The 19,491-nt window shown below is 42.0% G+C and carries 15 protein-coding genes; 4 read left to right on the top strand and 11 right to left on the bottom strand.

From position 1 onward, the window contains the following. Positions 1-145 precede the first annotated feature (145 nt). Genes AN213_RS03050 through AN213_RS03035 form a run of 4 tightly spaced genes read right to left on the bottom strand, consistent with a single transcriptional unit; the run spans position 146 to position 3,276 of the window. Complete coding sequence (locus tag AN213_RS03050; protein WP_054562529.1) at positions 146-919, bottom strand: CsgG/HfaB family protein; 774 nt, start codon at positions 917-919, stop codon at positions 146-148. Further along, complete coding sequence (locus tag AN213_RS03045) at positions 919-1,344, bottom strand: curli assembly protein CsgF (RefSeq protein WP_054562528.1); 426 nt, start codon at positions 1,342-1,344, stop codon at positions 919-921. The genes AN213_RS03050 and AN213_RS03045 overlap by 1 nt, the downstream gene beginning before the upstream one ends. Further along, positions 1,334-1,726 carry a curli production assembly/transport protein CsgE gene (locus AN213_RS03040; RefSeq protein ID WP_055021612.1) on the bottom strand — a complete coding sequence of 131 codons (393 nt, stop codon included), beginning with the start codon at positions 1,724-1,726 and terminating at the stop codon, positions 1,334-1,336. Before AN213_RS03040 ends, AN213_RS03045 begins: the two co-directional genes overlap by 11 nt. Before the next feature lie 35 nt (positions 1,727-1,761). Then, the gene (locus AN213_RS03035) at positions 1,762-3,276 is read right to left on the bottom strand and encodes a curlin (protein ID WP_054562526.1); all 1,515 of its coding nucleotides are present in this window, start codon (positions 3,274-3,276) and stop codon (positions 1,762-1,764) included. A 559-nt stretch (positions 3,277-3,835) separates the two neighbouring features. Here AN213_RS03035 and AN213_RS03030 point away from each other — a divergent pair. After that, positions 3,836-6,334, top strand: coding sequence for a S8 family serine peptidase (locus AN213_RS03030; RefSeq protein WP_055197304.1), 2,499 nt, complete (start codon positions 3,836-3,838; stop codon positions 6,332-6,334). A gap of 44 nt (positions 6,335-6,378) precedes the next feature. Here the strand turns inward: AN213_RS03030 and AN213_RS03025 are convergent, their stop codons facing one another. Both AN213_RS03025 and AN213_RS03020 read right to left on the bottom strand, forming a co-directional pair. After that, positions 6,379-6,858 (bottom strand): ankyrin repeat domain-containing protein, encoded by a 480-nt coding sequence (locus tag AN213_RS03025; RefSeq protein ID WP_082422987.1) that lies wholly within the window; start codon positions 6,856-6,858, stop codon positions 6,379-6,381. A gap of 59 nt (positions 6,859-6,917) precedes the next feature. Further along, positions 6,918-8,432 (bottom strand): catalase, encoded by a 1,515-nt coding sequence (locus AN213_RS03020; RefSeq protein WP_095209693.1) that lies wholly within the window; start codon positions 8,430-8,432, stop codon positions 6,918-6,920. A gap of 226 nt (positions 8,433-8,658) precedes the next feature. On the opposite strand from AN213_RS03020, the gene AN213_RS03015 reads away from it, so the two are divergent. Then, positions 8,659-9,870: a sugar efflux transporter gene (locus AN213_RS03015; RefSeq protein WP_236702881.1), complete on the top strand. Its 1,212-nt coding sequence runs from the start codon at positions 8,659-8,661 to the stop codon at positions 9,868-9,870. A 58-nt stretch (positions 9,871-9,928) separates the two neighbouring features. Here AN213_RS03015 and AN213_RS03010 read toward each other — a convergent pair whose 3' ends face one another. From AN213_RS03010 to AN213_RS03000, 3 genes are all read right to left on the bottom strand, one after another. After that, complete coding sequence (locus AN213_RS03010) at positions 9,929-11,014, bottom strand: methyl-accepting chemotaxis protein (RefSeq protein WP_054562523.1); 1,086 nt, start codon at positions 11,012-11,014, stop codon at positions 9,929-9,931. A gap of 190 nt (positions 11,015-11,204) precedes the next feature. Beyond that, complete coding sequence (locus AN213_RS03005) at positions 11,205-13,604, bottom strand: TonB-dependent siderophore receptor (RefSeq protein WP_055197300.1); 2,400 nt, start codon at positions 13,602-13,604, stop codon at positions 11,205-11,207. Between the two features lie 152 nt (positions 13,605-13,756). Further along, positions 13,757-14,977: a sugar MFS transporter gene (locus AN213_RS03000; RefSeq protein WP_054562521.1), complete on the bottom strand. Its 1,221-nt coding sequence runs from the start codon at positions 14,975-14,977 to the stop codon at positions 13,757-13,759. 138 nt (positions 14,978-15,115) lie between these two features. On the opposite strand from AN213_RS03000, the gene gtfA reads away from it, so the two are divergent. Further along, on the top strand, positions 15,116-16,588 hold the full coding sequence (gene gtfA, locus AN213_RS02995; protein ID WP_055021616.1) for a sucrose phosphorylase: 1,473 nt from the start codon (positions 15,116-15,118) through the stop codon (positions 16,586-16,588). On the opposite strand, the gene AN213_RS02990 is transcribed toward gtfA, so the two are convergent. Further along, positions 16,585-17,616: a LacI family DNA-binding transcriptional regulator gene (locus AN213_RS02990; RefSeq protein WP_055021617.1), complete on the bottom strand. Its 1,032-nt coding sequence runs from the start codon at positions 17,614-17,616 to the stop codon at positions 16,585-16,587. The two genes, gtfA and AN213_RS02990, sit on opposite strands and share 4 nt — an antisense overlap. Positions 17,617-17,745: 129 nt before the next feature. Between AN213_RS02990 and AN213_RS02985 the strand changes: the two genes are divergently transcribed. Continuing rightward, entirely contained in the window at positions 17,746-18,417 is a 672-nt protein-coding gene (locus AN213_RS02985) for a YoaK family protein (RefSeq protein WP_054562518.1), read from the top strand. On the opposite strand, the gene AN213_RS02980 is transcribed toward AN213_RS02985, so the two are convergent. Then, entirely contained in the window at positions 18,407-19,315 is a 909-nt protein-coding gene (locus AN213_RS02980) for an AraC family transcriptional regulator (RefSeq protein WP_055197298.1), read from the bottom strand. The two genes, AN213_RS02985 and AN213_RS02980, sit on opposite strands and share 11 nt — an antisense overlap. Positions 19,316-19,491 lie beyond the last annotated feature (176 nt).

Here is a 19,491-nt window from a genome sequence, read left to right as displayed (position 1 = left end):
GAGGTTTTATTGCCTCAAAATAGACTACTTAATTAAGCGAATTGGTATAACTGAATGCTATAAGTATTTATTTCGATGGATAATTAAGCAGAAAGTTCAAATTGGGCGCTGTGATGTTCAGCGCCACACTAATATATTCATTAAATTAGACCGCTTTTGCAGACCAAATACCTTTGTTAATACCTTTTAATACAAGGTCGCTAAGCGCTTTTTCAATTGCTTGTGTTACGCAAATACTCATAGGTTCATTGTCGGTGAATCCGGCTTCTGCTTCTGCAAGACGCTTGTAGCTCACATAGCGAAAGAAGCCTGCGCGCATTTCTTGGCTGAGCACTTTTTTGCTTGTCGCAACGGATAGCAAAACTTGGCCTGTGCGAACATCAACAGCGCGTAAATAAATTGAGATTGCATCTTCACGGTATAACTCTGATGCGCCAATCCCAAAGTATTCCATACCAATCCCGCCGGTTTTGATATTTGTGTCGTAGCTAATGATACCGCCTTCTAAGATTATTTTAGCTGTCGTGAGCGGTGGTAATTCAGGTAGCTTATCGTTTTCGGCTTGCGCAGCGCGAATAATTTTACGCTCAGTTAAGATATTTTGTAGACCTTCGCGTTCTACCGGAATAAACCAATCAGATTCATGCAATGCTTGCACTAAAATAGAGTTAGCACCTTGTGTTACTGCGGTAGAAAATGAGCTTACATTTGCCTGTGGTTTGTATTGCCCAGTTTGGTCACGAAATGAGTACACTGACACAGGAATGCTTCCCATTGGTTGAGGAAGGGCCTGCAAAGCCTGGAAAGTTTCGGTTGGCTCAAGAGAGTCTGCTAGTTGTTTAGTCGGCGGGATTAAATTGCCCATTGATGAACAACCCGACAGAAGTAATACCATTGCTGCTAATGTGAGTGTCTTCATTATCCAAACCTCGGTACTTCAATTACTGTCACTGTGCCATCAGAGGTATTGGTAATTCTAACGGTGATTGTGTCACTGGTACTGGTGATAATTTGAATTTCATAATCACCCGTCATAAAGGTCGAGTCACCATTAAAGATGCTGTCGTCGATTTCGTCACCAAATGCCATATCTGTGATTTCTCGTACCATTCTATTTAAGTATGTACGCTCTAACGAATCTTGAAATTTTTCCCCGTAGGTTTGTTCGATAACTGGCGCTTTGTGCTTGTTTTGTGATTGCGCTTTATTAAGTAGCATGCTGGCATTTAATGGGCTGCCACCAAAGCTTGGGTTAATTGGGGTATAAACGAGTTCGGTTGCCCAACTTGAAAGAGGGCAGAGGATTATTATTAGTGTTGTTAAGTATTTCATTTTACCATCCATTTTTTGCCATATCGGGTGTTGATTGCTGCATTTGACTGCGTGCCATGGCATCCATCACGCTATACATGGCTTGTTTTACACGTTCATCTAATGGCTCTAAGCGACGTCCTAGATAGGTGACGTACACTATTTGGTTATTCATTTTTAAGACAAGTCGAGTCCCCGCTCGGGGTAATACCGTTTCTTTTATTTCGATATTAAAACCTGCTGTTGAAGGTAGATCGCGCCATAGGTTGGCAAACTCAAAATAAAATTGATGGCCAAATCGGCTAATACTTCTATCGAGTACTAAGCCATCGATTTCGAGGTCCTCGCCATAACTAGCCGTACTTTGAGCTGCAAGCACAATGCAACATATACGTAGTAAGTTTTTTATTTTCATAATGGAATGAGGGAGCAAGGCTCCCTCTTAAGCGATTATTCTTGGGTTACAGTTGCGGTATTGCCATCACCTAGTTGAGTGATAACAACTGTGCTGTTAGAGCCAATCATTGAGCCTTCAACAAGGTTTGCGTTGCCGTCTTGTACAACGACCAGTGAGTTACCCTCACCGCCTAGCAAGAATGCACTTTCACCGATACCTACAACAAAGTTTTCTGAGCCTGTTTGGCTAATATCAACAGAGTTGTTGCTACCTTCCATAATCAGGTCGATGGCATTGAGTTCACCAACTTGTGTGAAAGCAACTTGGTTGTTGTTGCTATCAAGCACGCTTGCGAATGTTAATGCCGCTTCGTTAAGGTCACCCAGCTGATTAACTGCAATGTCATTATCGTTTGAAGAGAGTGAGTCGTCTGGGTATGAAGACTGCACTAGTACAGTGTTTTCATTGCCGCCTTGAGCAATATCAACGTTGTTGTCGCTACCATTGAAGTTAGCAACGTGAGCACTGTTTGCGTCACCAATTTGGTTAGCAACAAACTCATTGCTATCGCCAATAGCACCTAAGTACACATCATTACCGTTACCATTTTGGAATGCAGTGAGTTCGTTGTCGTTGCCAATAGCATCTAAGCCAGCGGTATTGCTGTCATGCTTTTGATTGACCAATAATGTATTGCCATCACCAACAATCACGCCTGACTCAAAGCTGTTGCTGTTGCCTTCTTGATCAGACTTAACCTCGTTGTCATTGCCTGTGATTTCTGCAACTAATGCGCTGTTAGAGTCACCATCTTGCTCAAACTCAACTTCGTTATAATCACCATGCAGCGAAGTAAGCTCAGCGCTGTTGAAGAAACCTGTTTGGTCAATAGTAATTTCATTGCCGTTGCCAATTACTTCATCAGAGGTAAACGCATTGAAAACACCCTCTTGCATTACTTCGATGCTGTTGTCATCACCTCTAATTACATTGAACGTTGCTTCATTTAGTAAGCCGCTTTGCTCTGCGCTGATTGTGTTGCTGTTACCCTGTAAATCAAAGTTGTAGAACCAATGGCCACCATCACCTTGCGTTACAGTTGCGCTATTTTCATCACCAACCATGACGTTGATAGCTTCGTTGTTAACACCAAAGAATCCTGCACCTTCTTGCTCAACGCGAATAGCATTGCCAACACCAACAGTTTCAGACAATGCGCCATTCATGGTGCCGTTTTGGCTGTGCGAAACAGTATTATCGTCACCTGTGTTGTAGATAAGAGATAAGTTAGATGTTTGTGCTTGGCTTACTTCAACCATGTTGCCATCACCTACACTGACAGTTTCTGCACGATGACCTGTACCTTGTTGAGCAATAACCGCATCGTTACCAACACCGGTAACCGATACTTGATCTAGGGTAATTGAGTTTGATACACCCAATGTTGAAACTTGGCTTGCAAGCTCAGTGCTAGATTGTGTTTTATCATCTGTGTTTGCACTTGCTGCAAAGCTTGAACCTAACGCAATAGTAATTGCACAGGTAAGTAGAGACTTTCTTAACTTCATGATTATTTCCTTTAAATTATTATTAATCAAAGCTCTAAAATTATTATTTTCGCTTTTAGAACCATGTACCAGCATGCCTTGCCGGATTAATTTCTGTGATATTCAACTGTTAGCTAACAATCAGAAGTGAATGAAGCAACTTTGTTAGTTGTGACCGTGAGGTCGTACAAATAACAAGAAAATTACTTTAGACAGATTTGGAATAATATAAAATCATCAGTTTTTGTGGTTTTTATAAATTATTTATTTTCAATTGGTTATGCGTGTTTGTTTAGGTTTTAGTATGGGTTTTGATTTAAAAGCAGTAAAAAAGTTGGAGAAATGTTAATGGATCATTGAGGGTGCTTTTTTCACAAAAAAGTGTGAATTGGACGTATTTTTATTGATTCAATCAGCAAAAAAGTATGGATTTAAACTTAGCATCATTTTTTTTCTTGCCTGTTATCTGCAATTTGCCATTTATGAAATATGCCACGTGATATTCATCATTCAGAAGTAATGAGCTTTGGTGGTCGGATCATAGTGATTCGATCAGTTCAACAAATTATGGATAGTAAATATGAAAACTAAATTATCTGTATTAAGCCTAGCCTTATTACCATGTTTAGGTGCTGCACAAATCAGCACACCAGCAAAAACAACCGTCGTTGGTGCAAGTGAAGACTCTGTACTTGTTATGTATAAAAAAGGCACCTCTGCTGCAATGCGTGCCCATGCTCGTAGCTTAGTTAAAGCCACCATCAGCGATATCAACAAAGATGGTGTCGATGATAACTATTCAGCTATTTTGTCTGGCCGTTTAGCTAAATTTAAAGTTTCAGGTATGAGCAGCAAAGAAGCTATCAAGCGCCTACAAAACCATGCTGCTATTGAATATGTAGAGCCTGACTACCGTGTATCGATTGCCAGTGTACCTAATGATCCTGATTTTTCGTCGCTGTGGGGTTTACACAACGAAGGTCAAACAGGTGGTGTCGCCGATGCTGACATTGATGCAGTTGAAGCATGGTCAATCTCAACCGGTAGCCGCGAAGTTGTTGTTGGTGTCATTGATACCGGTGTTGATTACAGCCACGAAGATTTAGCTGATAACGCATGGATCAACCCAGGCGAAATTCCGGGTGATGGTATCGATAATGACGGTAATGGTTACATCGATGACGTGCACGGTATTAATGCGATTACCGACTCAGGTGATCCAATGGATGACCAAGGCCATGGTACTCACGTATCGGGCACAATAGGTGCGTCAGGTAACAATGGCACCGGTGTTGTTGGTGTGAACCATGAGGTATCAATTGCGGGCTGTAAGTTCTTAAGTGCAGATGGTACAGGTTCAACTTCTGATGCAATTAAGTGTATCGATTACATGGTTGATCTTAAAAACCAAGGCGTAAATGTACGTGTTTTAAATAACAGCTGGGGTGGCGGTGGCTTTAGCCAAGCACTGGCAGATGCTATTACGGCAAGTGAACAAGCCGATATTCTATTTGTAGCAGCAGCGGGTAACGATGCGGTTGATAACGATCAGAACCCTCATTATCCGTCTAACTACGAGCATGACAGCGTATTATCAGTTGCCAGTACTGACAACAGAGATAACATGTCGAGCTTTTCACAATGGGGTTTAACAAGTGTTGATTTAGGCGCACCAGGTAGTGCAATTTTATCAACGGTACCGGGCAATGGTTACGCTAGCTATTCTGGTACATCAATGGCAACACCGCATGTTGCTGGTGCAGCTGCATTAGTGCTTTCGATCAACCCTGATTTATCAGCGCTTGAACTTAAAGAGTTGCTAATGAATAGCGGTGACCAAAATGAAGCGCTGCAAGGCAAAACAGTGTCTGGCAATCGCTTAAATGTGAATCAAGCACTTGAGCAAGCTGATCCGACTCCAAGCTTCAAAATCTCAGTGTCGCCAAGTTCACAGCAAATTACTGCTGGTGAAACTGCAACATATACCTTTGAAATTGGTTCAATCGCCCAGTGGGATGGTGTCGTTAGCCTAGCACTTCAAGCTGATTTAGCGGGCGCAACACTATCGCAAACAGAAGCTGTACCTGGAGATGTAGTTACACTAACGGTACCAACACAAGAAGCAACAGCATGGGGCAGTTATAGTTTTGTTGTTGATGCAACATCAGGTGAGTTAGCTAAACAAAGCAGTGCGTCACTGTTTGTTAACCCTGTTGGCTTAAATGACTTTACTTTCTCAAATGAAACACCAGTGTCTATTCCAGATAACAATGACACGGGTATTGATTCGGTGATTACTGTAGCTGATGAACTTACTGTGTTCTCAACGGATGCAAGTATTGATATTACTCATACTTACATTGGTGATTTAATCGTCACATTAACGTCGCCGCAAGGAACAACTGCAACACTTCACAGCCAATCTGGCGGTGGTGCTGATGATCTAGTACAAAGCTACTCGCTGGCTAACTTTAATGGCGAAGTTGCGACAGGTGATTGGGTACTCAATGTCAAAGACGTACTGTCTGCTGATACCGGTACTTTAAACAGCTGGTCACTGACGTTTAGCGCTATTGGTGAAGTGAGCCCGCAGCCTCCACAAGCTGGCTTTGCATTTGAAACATCAGGTTTAGATGTCACTTTCACTAATACCAGCACAGATAGCAATGATGATATTGTTGCTTGGGCGTGGGATTTTGGTGACGGTGCATCATCAACAGATGCTGATCCTATTCATACTTACGCACAAGCAGGCAGCTATGAAGTGACGCTAACTGCGACAGATAGCGAAGGTCAAACAGATACGTTTACGCAAACGGTTGTGGTATCTGATGTTGAAATTGAGCTATCGGTTAAACGTGCTAACAAAACACGTTTAGGTACTATGCGTGTTGATTTAAGCTGGCAAACTGTGGCTGATCAAGTAAGCATCTACCGTAATGGTGAACTACTTGAAACAGTAGCTGATCGTGGTTTCTATCGCGATGTAGAGCGTAAAGCTGAGTTACCAAGCTATGAATATCAAGTTTGTGTATCTGATACTGTTTGTTCTAACCCAGTGACAGTGTCCTTCGACTAACATTGTTTCACTGCTCAAAGCCCAGTTTCCCCACTGGGCTTTTTTTATTGTTTTGCTTTCTTATATTGCGTAAGTAAAGCGAGTACATGCTGTTGACCAAATTGTGCTGCAAATGCTTCGGCGGTTTGCCCTGCTTTATTCGCATGCTCTGTGTCGCAGTCTTGCTTCATTAATGTTTTAGCGATGCTAAATTCACCTCTAAAAATAGCGGCCATCAAAGCGGTATTGCCGCGTTTATCTTCAAGGCAAGCATTGGCGCCTAATGCTAAAAGTTGGTTTACCGTTTGTTTGTGGCCATGATAAGTGGCAATCATCAGCGCGGTATAGCCTTTTTCATTAACACTGTTGATTGGTAATCCGGCCTCAACAAATTGTTCAATGATGTCGTTCTCTGCGGTTCGTGCAGCAGCAAAATAATAGGCAAGTAAGGTTTGATATTGCGTCTGTGAGTCTGTTTGCTGATCAGCATTAACTGGGTTGCATGTTAATAAAAGGCTCAGCAGTAGAAAAGTAAAAATTCGCATAGTTAATTCCTAAAAAAAGAGGAAGGACGTGCCTTCCTCATCAAGGTTGGGAGAGTGAATTAAAGTGAGCTTGCTAGTTTTTTCACGGTCGCTAGGTTACCGCCGACGGCTTTGGTTAAGCGCATGCCGTATTCGGTGTCTGCTTTGTAAAAGTGGCTGAGCATAATGTGCTTTACCTTGCTATCTTTTACCTTCCCTAAATCACCCGCTAAGTTGTTGATCAGGTTTGTACGCTGTTGTTTAGAAAAGCTTTGATATAACACACCAGCTTGTGCAAAGTTTTGCTGCTTTTTAATGGCTGCTTGCTGTACATAGCCAGCCAGCTTAGTTTGTGCCTTACGAGCAATTGGGTTTTCTTGCACGTTTTCATGGCTTGGCTGATAGTTCACATTGCTGGTGGTATGACCAAAGTTCATCGCACCGTCTTGGTTGTAATTAACCACTTCTACTTTGGCGCGGTTAATTGGCAATTGCTGGTGGTTTGCACCTAAACGATACATTTGGGTGTCAGCATATGAAAACACACGACCTTGTAACAAACGATCTTCTGATGGTTCAATACCCGGTATGATATTCGCAGGGGCCATAGCGACTTGTTCTGTTGCTTGGAAGAAGTTGCCTGGCATACGGTTGAGTGTCATGGTACCCACTTTGGTCTCTTTAACACCTAACCACATTTTTGTTGCATCTAACGGGTTGTAATCAAAGTCATCCAGTTCAGAAGGGTCTAATACTTTTATGTATAAGTCCCATTTCGGGTAATTACCGTTATTGATTTCTTGGTACAGATCACGGGTTAAATGCTGAAAATCTTTACCTTGTACTTCAGTAACTTGCTTAGCATTTAAGTTTTCAATGCCTTGCTGGCTAAGCCAGTGAAATTTTACGTATTTTACGTCACCGTCTTTGTTGATCATTTTATAAGAATGCACTCCAAAGCCATCCATTTTACGCAGGCTTGCTGGTGTTCCATGGTCACTATAAACCCATGTCAGCATATGTGTTGAACCTGGTTCATGTGAGAAAAAATCAAAAAAGCGATTTGGATCTTGAATGTTATCAACCGGAGATGGTTTTAATGAATGCACCATGTCTGGAAACTTAATCGCATCACGAATAAAGAATACAGGTAAGTTATTACCCACTAAGTCCCAGTTACCTTGATCTGTATAAAACTTTGTAGCAAAACCGCGTGGGTCACGTAGAGTTTCAGGGCTACCTTTACCGTGAATAACCGATGAAAAACGAACGAATACCTCTGTTTCTTTGCCTGCTTGTGCAAACGGCGCAGCAATGGTTAGGTCTTCAAGGTTTTTACTCGCAACAAACACACCATGTGCACCTGTACCACGAGCATGAACAACACGCTCAGGAATACGTTCGCGAGCAAAACGTTGCAGTTTTTGAATTAGATGAACATCTTCAAGTAAAACGCTGCCACGCGGGCCAGCTGTAATAGAGTTTTGGTTATCACCTACAGCTGCACCATTGTCTTTGGTAAGTGTAGCAGCGGATGCAGGAAGGCTGATTGCAAGAGCAAGTGCGCTTAAAGTCAGTGTGCGATTAAATTTCATAATAAACCTCTTCATAAGTCACCAAGGCATTGGCGTTTTGTTGCAGCCATTATATGAAGGTGTTTTAGTTTGGTAAAACTGATTGTTTCTATCATGTTGATAGATTTTAACTATCGATGGTAGGTTTAACTTTATTTGTATTACAAAATGAAGTTTTCGCTAAAACTGTGTATAATTTGCGCCCTTTAAATATCTGTTCACGTGTCGTGTTAATGTGGGGTTGTGAGTGAAAGCATTGCTGAAACAGCATGGTGTAATTTTTATTCTTCTAAGTATGCTAACCGGGTTAATGGGGGCATTTGTTAACCCATTGATGAGCTTATTCATTGTCGAAGGGCTGCAAACACCGCCCGTGTATTTAGGTGTTTATATGGTGGCGGTCACCATTACTGGGTTAGTTATTAGTCAGTGGTTAGGTGGCATGGCAGATAAAGGCACCAGTGCGCGAAAGTTATTTATGGTGGCTGTATCAGGTATGGTGTGTGCGTTAGTGACCTTTGCGAATGCCACTGCATTTTGGCAAGTATTGCTCGCAGGCGTGTTGTTTCTTGCGATGGGCAATGCGGCAATTCCGCAAATGATGACTGTGGCAAGACAATGGGCGGGGCGTCAACAGAACATCGACATTACCAGTTTTAATTCCCGTTTACGTGCAGCTATTTCCTTTGCTTGGGTCGGCGGCCCGCCGCTTGGTTATTTGTTAGCCGCTGGAGGCGAGTTTAGCCGCTCGTTTTACTTTGCTGCGGTGTGTGCCTTGGTTGCGCTAATCTTCGCATTTAAGTTTATTCCTGACTACAGCGCTAAAAAATCACAACATGGCAGAGAGCCTGCAGCCGCAGCGAGTTTATCATTTTGGTTGTTGGGCTTAGCTATTATGCTTGGTTCAACGGGCAATATTATGTATTCATCGGCACTGCCGCTTTATAGCATTACTGAACTAGGATTTGCTGAACATACGCCCGGGCTGTTTATGGGTGTGGTGGCACTGTTAGAAATTCCTATCATGCTGTATGGGGCAAAGCTTGCTAAAAAATACAATAAAGTTGCGATGCTTGCGGTGGCATTTTGTTGTGCCATTGTATTTTATTTAGGGGTGTTTTTTGCCACTCAAGTATGGCATTTAATCGCGTTGCAAGTTTTAAATGGGCTGTTTTACGGTATTTTTGCGGGCATTGGGTTAACCGTATTACAAGATCAGCTCCCCGAACGAATAGGGTTTACCTCAGCGTTTTACACGAACGCCATTAAACTGGGTGTTATGTGCGGGGCAGGGGCTACAGGGGTTGTTGCACAGTTTTATAGTTTTAGGTTTGCAACGCTTGGTTCTATGCTAGCTGCAAGTTTAGCCCTTGGCTGCTTAATGTTGTTTAGTTATGTGAAGCGCCAAGAGCAGCAAGGAGCTGTTATGCCAGTACTGCAAGAAGGCTTAGTTGAATAACTTGATAAAAAACCGAGCATCGGAGCTCGGTTTTATCGTTTTTAGCCATTAGCAATAATTAGCCATTGGCGATTTGATCAAGTAAATGCATGACTCGCTCACTGGCTGCTTCCATCTTATTAATGTGATTAATCGCTGCGTCTTTATTGCCTGTTTGCAGCATGACTAACGCTTCAACACCATTGCGATGAACTTCACGATGTGGCTCTTCTAGTTGACGAAATGCGTTATGTTGTTTGAAGCCATTTGATTGCTCTGAATTATACCATTTACCTAATCGGCACATGGTGTGATCTGAAAAGTCATCAATCGACTTGTTACTTGTGCCATTGGCAACTGAATAAACTTCACCTTTCCAAACAATGTGATCTAGTTTTACGGTTTGCACGAATGAGCGTGTAGCAGCATTAATAATGGTTTCTTTCATCGAATCACAGTGACTCATGATTGAACCATAGTCATTGTTTAGCGTATCAAAACTGGTTGAAAGCTGAGTGTTATTTTGCTGGATATCTTCAACCGAGGTCACCGTTTCGCTGGTTTTGTTGATGATCTCTTTGACTAGATCAGATACTTCTTGGGCTGATTTATTGGTGTTGGTTGCAAGTGTACGAACTTCGTCGGCAACAACGCTAAACCCACGACCAGCCTCACCAGCACGGGCAGCTTCGATTGCGGCATTTAGCGCAAGTAAGTTGGTTTGATCAGAAATTTTAGAAATGGTTGATACAAAGGTGTTGATGCTATCGGCCATATCAGACAGACCCGTAATGTTACTGGTCATGCTACCCATTTTACCTGCCATACTCGCCATTTCACTGACAATATGTTGCAGAGCGTTATTTGAGTCGTTTAGTAGTTGGCTTATTTGTAAAGTAACTTGGCTTTCTTCTTCGATAACAAGGTATGAGTCGAGTACAGTTTGGCGTACGCCCTCAATTTGCGTGATACATTCAATCGAACTATTCAATAAGTTAGCAAGGAACAGTTGGTCTGCGTCATCAGCTTGCTGATGTAATTTTGCTTCTAAGCGTTCGTTTTCGTCACGTAATACGTGATTGTCGGCTTTAAGTGCCTCAACTTCAGCTAATAGCGCGTTGTATTGATCTTGGAGTAAAGAGTGGCTTTTGCTAGAGACAAACATGTATGTTCCTAATTCATATGGTTAATACTTATACCAACCCTGATTATAGATCAAAGTATTAACTTATTATCAGTGTTTTTTATTAGAAAGTGGGTAATTACGACTATTTGATTAAGTGTAGTAGAAAAAGCTGACTATTAAAGCCGAAAAAGCCCAGTAAAAACTGGGCTAAAACGAGGGAGGAGAGTAATTAATAGAAAGAATATTTTAAAGTAAGCGACGTTGTACGGCCGTTAATAGTACGGGCACGGATAATGTCGTTATCTGGTACTGAGCCTTCTTCTGCTTCGGTGATACCTACGGTGTCGAACAGGTTGTTCACGTTAAGCGATAGACTTAAGTTTTCAGACAGATTGTAACTTACAAATCCATTCACTTGTGTATAGCCATCAAACTCAAGGTCGTTACTGTCTTGTGCGTAAGCATCCGTTGTACCAATAAAGCTTAGACCAGCAGCACCTTTATCGAAGTTGTAAGTTGCCATTAGTGAGTAAATAAGGTCAGCTTGACGACGTGGTGTATTACCGACTAACTCTGGCGATAACGCATCTTTAGCAATTTCTGCGTCTGTCCAAGTAAAGTTACCACGGAAGTCCCAATCACCTACGTAGTAGGTTGATTCAACCTCAATACCTTTTGCTTCGTATTCGCGGTCAAAGAACTTTTGTGATGTTGCTTCGAAGTTTTGCTCTTCAGTTTCTGCGTAGAATGCTGTTGCAAATACTGATAGTGAATCAAAACGTTTTTTCACACCGATTTCGTATTGGTTTACTTCATCAATTGCATCGGCTTCGGCAACCGAACCATCTGCTTCAACTTTACCGAATAGTAAGCGGTCTGCATTTGCGCGGCCGCCTTTACTTAAACGGGCAAAAGTCGCAAAGCTTGGATCAATTTGGTAGTTTGCACCAATTGAGTATGAGCTGTAGTGCCAGTCGTAGTTAACAATGCTTGGGTTCGCGTTATCAATACCAACAACACTTTGCTCAGGAATTGAGATAGTACCGTCGCCATTCATATCAATTGTTGATGTTACTGCACCTGCGTAGTTACCGCGTGCTTCACCTGAATCATAGCGAGCACTTGCATCAATGCTTAAATCGCCAAACTTAGTGGCTAAGTTAATGTAAGGTGCGCGAGTTTCGTACTCTGTATCGTAGTTACGTTGACAGCAGTTACCCCAGTAAGGTGTACCATACGCGTACAAGCCATTATCTGAATAGCTGTCGCCATTCGCAGCGTAAACGTCAAGTAATGCAGCGTTGTCGCCTTTTAGCTCCATAACATATGAGTTCCAAAGCCACGACATATCAATAGATTGGCTTGATGCAAAGTAACCAAACGTAACGCTAGTGTCATCAGAGAACGACTTAGTTAATTTAAGGTCATTAACAATTGAACCCATGTCGTTTAGCGTTACATCAAATGTATGAATACGCATTGCTAAATCGTCATCGTCATAGGCTTCGCCTGCTGAACCACCATTTGCATAAACAAGCGATGCACCATCACCAGCAATACTAGAAGCAATAGAGCTCGCAGATGCAACTTCAGCTGGAATTAGAGAAATAAAGTTACCGCTTACTGATGATGTTCTAAAGCGGTTTTCGATGCGCCAGTCGTTTTCTAAATCAAATGCTGCTTCAAAACCCACTGAGGTAACAACTGGGTTCATACCGTCGGTCATATCGCCTGTGCTGATTTGGTTATCACCATTTAAACGCAGAGTTTGTGTGAAAAGCGCTGAATGGGGCGTATCTGATTGTGCATCGAAACCTGGGATTGAATCGCCATCTGAGTACATAGGCATAGGTAGGTAACCTACGCTCTTATCATCGAGGTGTTTAAAGTAAACGCGAACATAACCAGCATCAAATTCTTTAGTTAGGTTTGCCTTAATTTGGCCACCTTTATTTGATGTATAACCGGTTTCACGTGGACCTTCACCTTGGCGAACGAAGCCACCAATGTGATAGCGCACACTGTCGTTTAAATACGTACCATACTCAAAGTCTGTACGAATTGAATCATAATCAAGGCCTACAGTGGTCGATACACTGCCTGATTCGTTCTCACCCGTTTTTGAAATAAAGTTGATGATACCACCTGGGGCATCACTTGCTGCTGTTGAAGCTGAGCCACCACGGATTGATTCAACACTTTGCACTGTTGAGTCTAAGCGCATGAAAATGTCTGCGTTACCAAAGGCAATATCGCCAAACTGCATAACTGGTAAGCCATCTTCTTGTAGTTGCAAGAATTTAGCACCGCCCGATGCAACCGGTAAACCACGTACCGCGATATTTGCGTTACCTTCACCACCAGTTGATTCTGAACGAACACCCGGGATTGTTCTAAATGCTTCTGCAGTAGAACGAGGTGTTGATACTTCAATTTCCGCTAATGTAACACTGCTAACCGATGAGCTTGATGCCATGATGGTTGTACGGCGTGGTACACCGGTTACAACGATAGTTTCAAGGCCGCTTTTTTTAGCCTCAGGTTGTGCTTGCTCTTCGGCGTGTAAGTTTTGGCTTACTGCTAATGCAAGCGCGCTTAATGTATAAAGGGCATGTTTGTGTGTTGTCATAATGTGCCTCGTCTCAATCCCAGATGGTTTGTTGTCTAAATTGCTATCTTAATCGATTAAGTAAAGATAACAATAATTTTACACAGTGCAAGTCTTTTTAGCGAAAAACTTGCACAATTTATGTTCGATAATTGATTTTTAACGATTTTTATTTAGTGGCTTAATGCACTGTGCTGCGCTAAAGCTTGTTCAGCAGGGTTACGTAAGTAGTTATATAGCATGGCTAAAAACAGTAAACATGCGAAACCTGTTGCGAGATAAAAGCCGTAACGAATGTGGCCAAAATAGTCACTGATCACACCCATTAATAATGGGCCTGCAGCCGCAGAAAGGGCGGTAAAAAACAAAATAACCCCAGCAACTGCACCGTGCTGTTGCACCGCAAAGCAAGAAATACCTTTTGAGTTTAAAGTTGGGTAGATCATCGACATGAATAGCCCTGATAATGGGAGTAAGAATACCGCCCAATCAACACCACCGAAGATTAAGCCTAAATAACACAGTGCGATTCCTAAGCTTAAATACAGCATCGCCGCTTGCCAACTGAAGTGATTTAACAGCCATACCGCCAAGAAACGTCCCGCAGCGCGTAATATGAAAAACAAGGTCAGTGCATAGGTTGCCAGTAATTGCCAAGGGCCGTTGTAATCGCCAAGTAGAGTAGGCATCCACACATAAATAGCCACTTCGGTTGCAACATAAAGGGCAATCGCTAATGAAAAACCGAGTGCATAAGGGTTTTTCATCATACTCATGGTGGTTGCAAGAGAAGCCGGTTTGGCGTGTTCTTCAAGCTTTTTAGGTTTAGGGTAATCTGCACGCCAAGCAATTAAGGTTAAAATTAAACATAAAACCCCAGCGATAACGTAAAGGTAGGTCCAGCTTACCTGTTGGGTGATTAAAAAGCTGACAAGGGCAGGGCCTACAATGGCGCCAACACCAAAAAAGCCTTCGACCAAATTCATGGTTTTTGTGTGCTCTAAATTGTTTTTAGAAATATCACCTAACAGCGCCAAAGCACCGGTTTTAAATAACCCAATAGCAAGACCAATACAGCTAAGTAACACTACAAATATGCTAAAACTACTGCTAACGGCGAACAGAAAACAACAAATGGTGAATATGCCGAGCCCCAGCATGATGGTTTGTTTGCGCCCAAAACTGTCGGCCAAAAAACCTAAAAACAGGCCACTAAAAGCAATAAGTGCCATAGGTGCATAATGGAAAGCACTGGCTTGGGTCATGCTTAAATTAAATTCTTCGATAAGCTCAGGAATGATCATACCAACCGCATCAGAGGTCATCGCAAACATAAAAAACATCATGTATGTCAGCCATCTAATGGTTTGCAAAGGATCGTGTGTTCTATTCATTGTTGTATCCCCACCGAAAGGTCTGCGCCTTTACTATGTATATTAGTGTATAAAAACTATAAAAACTGCTTGAATAATTTGCTGTCGTGGTTAAAGATATATCTTAATCGATTAAGTTTCAACTTGGTATTAACAATTATGATCAACAATAAAGTGCAATTAATCACCTACGCAGACCGTATTACTGGTCAAGGTATTGATGAATTAAGTAATTTATTAAATGGCCCACTTAACAATGTGTTTGCAGGTGTACATTTGTTGCCATTTTATAATCCGATTGATGGCAGTGATGCTGGCTTTGATCCTATTGATCATAGTGAAGTAGACTCGCGCCTTGGTAGCTGGGACGATATTAACGTGCTTGGTGCAAACTATGACCTTATGGCTGACTTAATTGTTAACCACGTTTCAGCACAATCTTTCCAATTTAAAGATGTACTCGCTAAAGGCAAGCAATCTGAATTTTGGGATTTATTTTTAACTAAAGACGATGTATTCCCAAATGGCATGTCTGAGGTTGAGCAACAAGCGATTTACCGTCCGCGTCCGGGTAGCTGCTTTACACCTATTGCGTGTGGTGATGGCCAAACCTATGATTTTTGGACCACATTTACCGATAACCAAATTGATATTAATGTGAAATCAACGGCGGGTATCGAGTATTTAAATACGGTGCTTGGCAAGTTTGCTGATAATAATGTCAATATTATTCGTTTAGATGCGGCAGGCTATGCGATTAAAGAAGCTGGCACAAACTGCTTTATGTTGGATGAAACTTTTGAGTATTTAAATAAGCTTTCGGCACAAGCTAATGAAGCGGGTATGGAAACCATTGCCGAGATCCACAGCCATTTCCAGACTCAGGTTGAAGTCGCAAAGCGTGTAAATATGGTTTATGACTTTGCTTTACCACCCCTTATTTTACACAGCTTGTTTAGCAATGATGCGCAAGCTTTACTGAATTGGCTAACCATTTCGCCGCGAAACTGTTTAACGGTACTTGATACCCATGATGGCATTGGCATCATTGACGCAGGCCCTATGGGTGATAAACCGGGTTTATTAAACGCAGCAGAAATTGATAATTTGGTTGAAACCATTCATGAAAAGAGTGAAGGGCAAAGCCGCTTAGCAACTGGTGCAGCAGCAAGTAATGTCGATTTATATCAAGTTAACTGCACATACTACAATGCCTTGGGCGCAGATGACTTTGATTACTTATTAGCGCGTGCAATTCAGTTCTTCGCGCCAGGTATTCCACAAGTTTATTATGGTGGCCTATTCGCTTGTGAAAACGATATGGAATTATTGGCCCGCACCAATGTAGGTCGTGATATCAATCGCCCTTACTTAAATGCGCAAGACATTGATGCTGCGCTTGCTAAACCTGTTGTGAAAGGGTTGATTAAGCTGATTCAATTACGTAATGAGCATCCAGCATTTAACGGTGAGTTTATTGCGAAAGGTGAAGGCAGTGTGTGTCGTTTAAGCTGGCATGATGATACCAGCTCAATCGAGTTAAAAGTTGACTTCGCTAGCCGCGAAGTGATCATTGTTGATCACCGAGACGGCGAACAAAGCATTGTTAATTTGGCTGACTTTTTAGCTTAACTACTTTGACCCAATTGCAGTTGATAGTCGATTTCGGCTGTTTGCTGCTCTTTCGATAGAAACAAGGTCGCAGCAATGCGGCCTTTTTCTTCGCTATTTTGATGGACAGTGGTGAGTTTTGGCACAAATCGTTGGCCTTCATCTATGCCATCAAAACCAACAATTCTGACATCTTCAGGAATCGATAAGCCCATTTTTAATGCTTCGCGCATGGCGGCAAGGGCGATTAAATCACTCATGCACAACAACACATTTGGTCTTGGTGTGCTGCTAAGCGCTTCTTTGGCGGCAATGCTGGCAAAGCGTTCACTGCTTTCTGGAATATTCCATGTTCTATCATCACCGAGGGTGATGCCAGCATCGCTGATTGCTTGGTGATAACCGCGCAGTCGTTGATGAGCAATCGACTGACCTGCTTCAAATTCATGATGTTCGTATACTCGGCATAATACGTCGTTATCGAGTAAGCGCAGGCCTAAAATAGCAACCCGATCATCATTTTTGTGCAGTGCATGTTTGGCAATATCAAAGCTGGCTTGTTGGTTGTTTACGTTTACTGAGGCATCGCGACCGATGTTAAAGTCAACCGTCACCACATGCTTAGCAACCTGTTTTAACTGTTCTACAAGTTGTTTATTACGAGGACGACCATAACAAATAAAGCCATCAACAAAATCGACCACGCTATTAAGGTTATCGTTGTTACCTGAAAATAATAAAAGATTAATGCCATTTTTTTCGAGCACCGCCGATACACCGCGCATAAAGCTGCTAGCAACCGGATCTGATACCATATATTCAACGCTGTCTGGCAATACTAAAGCAACAATATTAAAGGTGCCTCGGCGTAATGACTGCGCCGCCTTGTTTGGGCCAAAATAGCCGAGCTTTTTACAGGCCGCCAAAATTTCTTCGCGGCGTGCTTTCGATAATTGATCAGGACGATTAAACGCATTTGATACGGTGGCATTTGAAACGCCTAACTCTTTGGCAATACTTTTTAGCGTCCAAGTTTTTGGCTTTGTCATTGTAGGTTCTTAATCGATTTACTTAATGGTAAATTACCATATAAAGAGTCGAAAAAAAGTGTTTTTAGTCATAAAAATAGGCGTACCATAAAAGAATGAGTACGAGTGTGAGAAAAAGGCGAATAGTGAGTGATTTCTAAGTTACCAAAATGGGTTGAGATTGGCGCATTTATTTTGGCGCTGGTGGCTGGGTGTGTGAATGCGGTTGGTTTACTTAGCTTTGAACATCAAGCGGTATCGCATTTATCAGGAACTGCAACCTTGCTTGGCGCAGATCTCATGCATGGCAATAGCCTTGATGCTTTACATTTATTAGGTGTATTACTGTCATTTTTAGTTGGGTCTGGTATTGCTGGGTTCTTGCTGCATAGTTCAGCACTTAAACTAGGTCGTCATTACGACACGGCATTATTGATTGAAGCAGGGCTTTTACTGGGCGCACTTTGGTTATTGTTTAATGGCTCGGGTTACGGGCACTTTTTAGCCTCTGCGGCATGTGGTTTACAAAACGCCTTAGCAACAACTTACAGTGGTGCAATTGTTCGTACCACTCATGTAACGGGTATCTTCACTGATTTAGGTATTATGTTTGGTCGCGTTTTACGTGGCGAGGCACTTGATAAACGTAAGGCTAAACTGTTTGGCCTAATCATTTTAGGGTTTATTTTTGGCGGCTTAGCAGGGGCATGGTTATTTGCAAAAATGAGCTTTGCGGCGCTTTATGTACCAAGTGCTATTTGTATCTTACTTGCCTTGACCTATCGTGTTTATTCTCATCGCAATCCAGAACTTAATGGTTAGCGATACTTTTAGGTGTTGCGCCAAAGGCTTGTTTAAACACTCGGCTAAAATGGCTTGGGTTATTAAAGCCTAATTGGTAACAAACATGGCTAATCGCCTCCCCTTTTTCGAGTAGTTTATACGCTTTTTGCAAGCGTAATTGTTGTTGCCAAAGAGCGGGCGTAACACCAAAGGCTAACTTAAATTGCTGATAAAATTTACTGCGGCTCATACAGGCTATCTTACATAACACATCGATATCAATATTCTCAGCAAGATGCTGTTCTATATAACTTACTACATGGCTTAATGGGGTTGCGAGCTTGCCTTGCTTACAACTTGCTATCATTAAGTCTCGGCTTTGCTGCTGTAACAGACGGGTTATGAGTTCATTGAGCGATAAATCAATTAAATAATCGCGGTGTTGCTCATTTTCACTAAATAGGGTGATCATGCGCTCAAGCAGTTTTTGAGTTTGCGGATTATGCTGGGCGTGCACTAACTTGGCTTGATATTGGAAAAAGTCATCCTGGGTAATTTGCTGGTTAAAATTTAGAGCATCAACTACTTGGCTTATTTTATCGGTACTGATTTCAATCGCTAAACAGGTTGTTGGTTGATTGAGAGATGCATTGGGAAAGTCGATTAGCACCCCTTGCTCTGGGGCAAGTACAAATGATTGGTTTGGTAAAAACTCTTCATGATAATCACTGTCGGCAACATGCATGATTTTTTTACCGCTGATCATGCCACAAAATAATAATTCAGTGGAATGTAAGGCCACTTTTTGGGTATCTAAATAGGTGTCGTAAATACTTAATTCGGCATGTTCGCCCGCAAAACTGACTTTATTTTCAATAAGCACATCAATACGTTGTCGTTTTTTATCTAAACTTCTGTTACTAACTGATGTGTTCATTGTTGCCTCGCTGTCGTCCTAAATTCTGGACAAATAGTCAAAAAGTCTGGACTAGGAATCAAGTGTGTTTTCAGTAACTGAGCTAACTTCAATTGTTAGCGGTTCATTAAACAATAACCTACCGCATAATTTAGTCAATGCTAAATAAAACACAACAATTTGAAGAGAGAACACAT

This window comes from Pseudoalteromonas sp. P1-8 (assembly GCF_001399985.1).
Taxonomy (GTDB): Bacteria; Pseudomonadota; Gammaproteobacteria; order Enterobacterales; family Alteromonadaceae; genus Pseudoalteromonas.
Note: the sequence above shows the minus strand (reverse complement) of the source record. Positions and strands in the feature narration are given on the sequence as shown.